The sequence below is a fragment of the Thiocapsa sp. genome, from assembly GCF_035467215.1.
GTDB lineage: Bacteria > Pseudomonadota > Gammaproteobacteria > Chromatiales > Chromatiaceae > Thiocapsa.
Map to the genome: position 1 here is coordinate 1 of NZ_DATITZ010000154.1, position 4,780 is coordinate 4,780.

Consider the following 4,780-nt stretch of genomic DNA (forward strand, 5'->3'; position numbering starts at 1 on the left):
AGGACGGTGCGCGAGTCGATCCGTGAGGAGACCTGGAAGGCAATGCGCGTGGGGATGTTGGCCTTGATGAGCCCGGTGAGGACATCGACCGACGGGCGCTGGGTCGCGAGCAGGAGATGGATGCCCGATGCCCGCGCCTTCTGCGCCAAGCGCGCGATCAGCTCTTCGACCTTCTTGCCGACCACCATCATCATGTCCGCCAGCTCGTCGATCACCACGACGATATAGGGCAGATGCTCGAGCGCCGGCACCTCGATACCCTGCTCGGCGGCGAAATCCGCGGCTATGGTGGGATCCGGGATGGTGCGTCCTTGCGCCGCGGCGTCGGCGATCTGGCGGTTGTAGCCGCCGATATTACGCACCCCGAGCTTCGCCATCAGGCGATAGCGACGTTCCATCTCCCCCACACACCAGCGCAGCGCGTTGGCCGCCTCCTTCATGTCCGACACGACGGGGGTGAGCAGATGCGGGATGCCCTCGTACACCGAGAGCTCGAGCATCTTCGGATCGACCATGATGAGCCGCACGTCCTGTGGTCCGGCCTTGTAGAGCAGGCTCAGGATCATGGCGTTGATGGCCACCGATTTGCCCGAGCCGGTCGTCCCGGCGATCAGCACGTGCGGCATCTTGGCCAGATCCACGACCACCGGCAGACCGGAGATGTCGCTGCCCAGGCCCAAGGTCAGCGGCGACTTGGCGTCCTGATAGGTCGCCGAGCCGAAGGTCTGGCGCAGGAAGACCGTCTCGCGCTGCTGGTTGGGGATCTCGATGCCGATCACCGACTTGCCCGGGATGACCTCCACCACGCGCACGCTGATGGTCGAAAGCGCGCGCGCCAGGTCCTTCGCCAGACCGGTGATCTTGCTGACCTTGATGCCGGGCGCAAGCTCCAGCTCGAAGAGCGTCACGACCGGTCCGGGATAGACGGCCACGACCTGGACCTGGACGCCGAAATCCGCCAGCTTGAGCTCGACCTGTCGCGAGAGATCCTCGATCTGCTCGTCCGAATAGGCCCGGCCGCTCGGTCGCGGGAGATCGAGCAGGTCGAGCGGCGGAAGACTGACCTCGTCGGTCCGACAGGCTGCTGCATGAGCGACGGAAGTAGCCTGGACCCCAGGGGCCTGCGTGGCGGGGATCGGCGGCTCCGGACGGGTCACCGGGCGCGGCGGCGTCTTGATCCGCGGCGCCGCCGCCGGCACGGGCTTCTGACCCCGTTTGAGATCGTCGAGCGACAGGATCTCGGGCTCGGTCATGGCCTCCCGGACCCGCCGCGGAACCCCCTCGAAACGACGACCGAGCCGCTCGCCGGGCTCGTTCCCCGGCGCTTCGGAGCCAGCCGCCTCCCGTAAGCGCGAACGCATCGATGGTCCGTCGGATTGCGTCGGATCGTCGATCAGGTTCAATGCCTCGGGAAGTCCGGTCGACTCCGCCACTGCAGCAGCCTCCCGACGCAACGCCAGGCCCGTCGCTGCACCCTGCACGAGATTCGCGACCCAGGCCGCAGCCTGCAGGACGGCAGCGCCCGTGTTGTCGACCACCTTGAGCCAGGAGATCCCCGCGAAGAGCGTGAAGCCAACCAAAAGGGCGCCACCGAGCAAAAGATCGGTCCCCGTGCTGTTGAACGCGGCGCGCATGTTGCCGCTGATGAGCAGGCCCAGACCGCCGCCGGCCCCGTTCGGAAGATGTGCACCGAGCTCGGCAAGATGGACCGCGGCGTATCCGCAGCCGGCAACGATGGTGATGAAGAACCCGATCCAGCGCAGCGCCAGGATCCAGGTGCGCGGCGCGGGCTCTTCGCCGCAACCGCGGAACACCAGCCAGGCGCTCCAGCCAACCATCACCGGGAGCAGATAGGCGAAGAAACCGAACAAAAAGAGTGTGACATCCGAAAACCAGGCGCCGGCCCGACCGGCCGAGTTGCTGACCTGCGAGACGTCCCCGACGTAGGACCAACCCGGGTCATCCGGTGAGTAGCTGGCCAAGGCGAGCACCAGATAGAGCGCCACGACCATGAGGGTCCACATGGCGCCCTCGCGGAGCGCGCGCTCCACGTAGTCGCTGAACGTCAACTGCCCGTATCGTGTCGCCTGCGCCATGACTCTCTCCGAAATTTTGGCTTCCCATTATACCGTTGCCGGTGCTTCTTAGGGTAGTTTCGATGGCGAAATCCGTTCCGAATCCTGTCTGAATCAGGGCGCTGTTCCCGCCGGCAGGCACCCCAGACGTCCGGTCAGCCGGGCGAGGTCTCGTCCATTGCGCCCGTCAACCACTCCTGAACGGACTCGGCCGGCGGCTGCACGGCGAGGACCGGACCCAAGGAGGCGATCTGCTCGTTGGCCTTGCGCATCCAGACCTTGAGACGCTGGCGATCCATCAGACCCAGCCCGCCCGGTCGGCTCTGGCCGGCGGCCCAGAAGCTCGCCGCCATGTGGTCCACCTTGCGCATCGTAGCCGGGTGCAGCTCGGGGAGCTCGATGAAGCGGGCACCGACGGCCTCGGCGGCGGCACGGGCCGGAGAGTTGCGGAACGCGGAGAAATCCTTTCCGCGACCGTAGTTCTGTACCACGACATAGGAGGCCGCATCCCCGTAGCGGTCGACGAGGCGCTGGAGCAGACCGATGCCGTCGGCCCCGTCGTCCATGACATGCCAGAAGACCACTCCGACCCCTTCGTCTGCCGCAAGCGTCAGGAAGTCGTTCTGATCGATCCAGCGAAACAAGGGAGCCGAGGTTTGGGCAGCCAGGTCCACCAGCACATTCTGCGGCGCCGCAAGCGCGGCCTCCATAAGCTGATCGGCATCCTCGAAGGCGTCGAGCAAGACGGGTCTGGAGTAGTCGCCGTAGAAGCGGAGCATGGCCCCATGGGATTGATCGGTGTCGAAGACCGTAAAGGGTTGGTTGTTGTCGATATGATGCTGCGCGAGCAGACGGGCCAGCACGGACTTGCCGACGCCGCCCTTCTCGCCGCCGATGAAATGGATCTTGCTCATGCGTGAATGCTCCGGGTGTACGCGTTGATGGGCGCGGAGCATGCACCGAGGGCGAGCGTCCCGCAAGGGCTGGCCGGCGGCTGCCCATCGGGGTCGTCTGCGATGCCACACCGCGCGAGGCGCCGTGCAACGCCGGACCGATCGCGGGACTTGCGCGTGGCCTTGATCATGAAACCGGACGTGGCCAAGCCGTAGGGTCGACGAGCGAGAGCGAAGTCCACCGACCCTCGCGCCGACGCAGGTGGACTGCGCTGCGCTTGTCCCTTGCGCTCAGGCATCAGGCAGCGACCGAGCCGTCGGCGTGCCGCACCAGCCGTCCGACCCGCTGTCCCTCTGCGTCGAGCAGCTCGACCTCAAAGGGCATCTTGCCGAGCGCATGGGTCGCACAGGACAGACAGGGGTCGTAGGCGCGAATCGCGACCTCGATGCGGTTGAGCAAAGGCTCGGTGAGCTCGTGCCCGTCCAGATCGTCGGCGGCGACACGGCGGATGGATTCGTTCATCGCCTGATTGTTGTTGGTCGTGGAGACGATGAGGTTGGCGCGGGTCACCAGTCCGTCGGCGTCGATCTCGTAGTGGTGGAAGAGTGTCCCGCGCGGGGCCTCCAGCACGCCGATACCGGTAGTTCGAAGCGCGCCGTCGCGGCGTAGGTCGGTGCACTGTAGGTCGGGGTCCGCGAGCAGCTCGCGGATCGCCTCGGCGCAGTGCAGCAGCTCGATCATCCGCGCCCAATGGGTCGCGAGTGCGGCCTGCAGCGGGCGACCCTCGCCGGCGGCCGCGAAGTCCTGACGCTCCTGCTCGGCGAGCGGGGTGTGAAAACGCTTGCAGTTGTTGACACGCGCGAGCGGGCCGACCCGATACCAGCCCTGCTCCGGCCCAAGCGCCACGATGAAGGGAAACTTCATGTAGCTCCAGGGCTTGATCTCCTCGTGGATCAGCTCGGCGTAACCCTGATCGTCCACATGATCGAAGAGGGTCTCGCCCTGCGGATCGCACGCGCGCAGCCCACCGTCGTAGAGCTCGAAGCCGCCGTCCGGGGCGACCAGGCTCAGTGTGTTGGCATCGACACTGGCAAAGCGATAGTGAAAGTCGGGGCGCGTCATGATGATTCGCTTGATGAGCGCAACCCCCTTCTCGGCCCAGTCAAGGATTCGGTCGATGTCGGCAAGGAGGAGATCACGCTCCTCGAGGCTCACATTCTTGTTGACCCCGCCCGGCAACGCCCCCGTGCCGTGGACTCGCTTGCCAGAGGTCACGCGGATGACCTCCTGTCCGAACTTGCGCAGCAGCACGCCCTGCATCGCGATCTCGGGATGGTCCCGGATGACCCCGACGATATTGCGGTGAGCCACCGCGTCGTCGATGCCGAACAGCAGATCCGGCGAGGAGAGATGGAAGAAATGCAGCGCGTGGGATTGGAGCACCTGACCCAGATGCATCAGCCGGCGCACCTTCTCGGCCGTCGGCGTCAACCGATCGACACCGATGAGCCGATCGCACGCCTTGGCCGCAGCCAGGTGATGGCTGACCGGACAGATCCCGCAGAGACGCTGCACCAACACCGGCAGCTCCCAATAGGGCCGGCCCTGGATGAATTTCTCGAAGCCCCGGAACTCGACGATATGCAGCCGTGCCTGCTTGACGTGGTTGTCCTCGTCCAGCAACAGCGTCACCTTTCCGTGTCCCTCGACGCGGGTCAGCGGCTCGATGCAGACCCGCTTGAGGGTCTCGGGGTGCCGGGTGGTCTCCAGGTTCTTAGTCATGGTAAAAACTCGGGCGGGTTCGGGGTTCG

General features: G+C 65.8%; 3 protein-coding genes. All 3 read right to left on the minus strand.

Going from position 1 to position 4,780, the window contains the following annotated elements; translation table 11 throughout:
- Positions 1–2,096: DNA translocase FtsK 4TM domain-containing protein (locus VLR48_RS08645; protein ID WP_325291392.1), on the minus strand; the 2,096-nt coding region annotated here is incomplete at its 3' end.
- Positions 2,097–2,230: 134 nt separating this feature from the next.
- Positions 2,231–2,989: a mobilization protein gene (locus VLR48_RS08650; RefSeq protein WP_325291393.1), complete on the minus strand. Its 759-nt coding sequence runs from the start codon at positions 2,987–2,989 to the stop codon at positions 2,231–2,233.
- Positions 2,990–3,266: 277 nt separating this feature from the next.
- Positions 3,267–4,751, minus strand: coding sequence for a Ni/Fe hydrogenase subunit alpha (locus VLR48_RS08655; protein ID WP_325291394.1), 1,485 nt, complete (start codon positions 4,749–4,751; stop codon positions 3,267–3,269).
- Positions 4,752–4,780: the final 29 nt, after the last annotated feature.

Bases quoted from the DNA above. Each gene is read 5' to 3' on its own strand.
- VLR48_RS08650 (WP_325291393.1), bottom strand. From the start codon at position 2,989: ATGAGCAAGATCCATTTCATCGGCGGCGAGAAGGGCGGCGTCGGCAAG.
- VLR48_RS08655 (WP_325291394.1), bottom strand. From the start codon at position 4,751: ATGACTAAGAACCTGGAGACCACCCGGCACCCCGAGACCCTCAAGCGG.